Raw genomic sequence first — 1016 nt, 5'->3', positions numbered from 1 at the left:
TGGCGCATCGAGCGCCTCGACGACGGCGCCGACGGTGTTCTTCTCGGGGTCCTCCGGGATGTACTGCGCGCCGACGCCCGTGACCTCGATCGTCGTCTCGGCCGCCTTCTCGACGGTGACGACGTCCGCCGGCCGCGTGAGCGCCGCCCCGAACACGTCGAAGCCGCTCCCGAGGTTCGCGCTCGTCGCGGGGGCCCGTACCGTTACCATGGCGGGGAGTGTCTCCCGGGGGGCAAAAAGGAGCGGGATCGAACGGAACGACGGCGGGGGCGGTCGGGATCGTGGTCGGCGAGAGAGAGAGGAGAGGGCGGGCGCGTCGAGCGCGGTTCGGCCGAGCGCTCCGTTCGGCGTCGATCGGCCGCGTCAGCGGGCCATCGTCCACAGCAGCGTGCCGACCAGGACGAGCGGGATGCCGAGGAGGATGAAGGTCGGCGGCATCGTCGTGTACGGCGCCATCAGGAAGATGACCCCGAACGCGGTCAGGATAGACGCCATGATCTTCTGGGACTTCAGCGGCGCGGCGCCCAGGAGCGACACGATGAGCCCGAACAGGAGGATGTGCCCGAGGTGGTAGTCGAGCAGGAACGTGTCGATGAACAGCGGCGAGAGCATTCTTGGCTGGAGGTGTGAGCGATTCGCGCATTAAAGTTCCGTTTCTCGTGGCCGGGGCGTCCACCGCGTGCCGATCCTATAAGGGCCGCCGGTGCGACCGGCGACCGTGCGACTCGTTCAGGTCATGATTCCGGCGGGCAAGCGGGCGGCGGTCGTCCGCGCGCTCGACGAGGAGGGGGTCGACTACGTCGTCACCGACGAGACGAGCGGCCGCGAGTACACCGCGGTCGCGACGTTCCCGCTCCCGACCGCCGCCGTCGAGCCGGTCCTCGACCGGCTGCGGGAGGCGGGGATCGACGAGAGCACCTACACCGTCATCGTCGCGGCCGAGACGGTCATCTCGCGGCGGTTCGAGGCGCTCGAAGCGCAGTACGAGGAGGAGGCCGAGCGCGGCGGCGACCGGA

1 protein-coding gene and 2 pseudogenes are annotated in these 1016 nt (G+C 69.8%); 1 reads left to right on the top strand and 2 read right to left on the bottom strand.

Translation table 11 applies throughout. The features are described from left to right. Both U4E84_RS18815 and U4E84_RS18810 read right to left on the bottom strand, forming a co-directional pair. A pseudogene (locus U4E84_RS18815) lies at positions 1-210 on the bottom strand (homoserine kinase); the annotation flags it as partial. A 153-nt stretch (positions 211-363) separates the two neighbouring features. Next, positions 364-612 (bottom strand): hypothetical protein, encoded by a 249-nt coding sequence (locus U4E84_RS18810; RefSeq protein WP_322533565.1) that lies wholly within the window; start codon positions 610-612, stop codon positions 364-366. A 124-nt stretch (positions 613-736) separates the two neighbouring features. On the opposite strand from U4E84_RS18810, the pseudogene U4E84_RS18805 reads away from it, so the two are divergent. Further along, positions 737-1016, top strand: a pseudogene (locus tag U4E84_RS18805) (TIGR00341 family protein); the annotation flags it as partial.

The sequence above is a fragment of the Halorubrum sp. AD140 genome (assembly GCF_034497445.1).
GTDB lineage: Archaea > Halobacteriota > Halobacteria > Halobacteriales > Haloferacaceae > Halorubrum.
Note: the sequence above shows the minus strand (reverse complement) of the source record. Positions and strands in the feature narration are given on the sequence as shown.

Coding starts and splice junctions, on each gene's coding strand:
- U4E84_RS18810 (WP_322533565.1), bottom strand. CDS start 612: ATGCTCTCGCCGCTGTTCATCGACACGTTCCTGCTCGACTACCACCTC.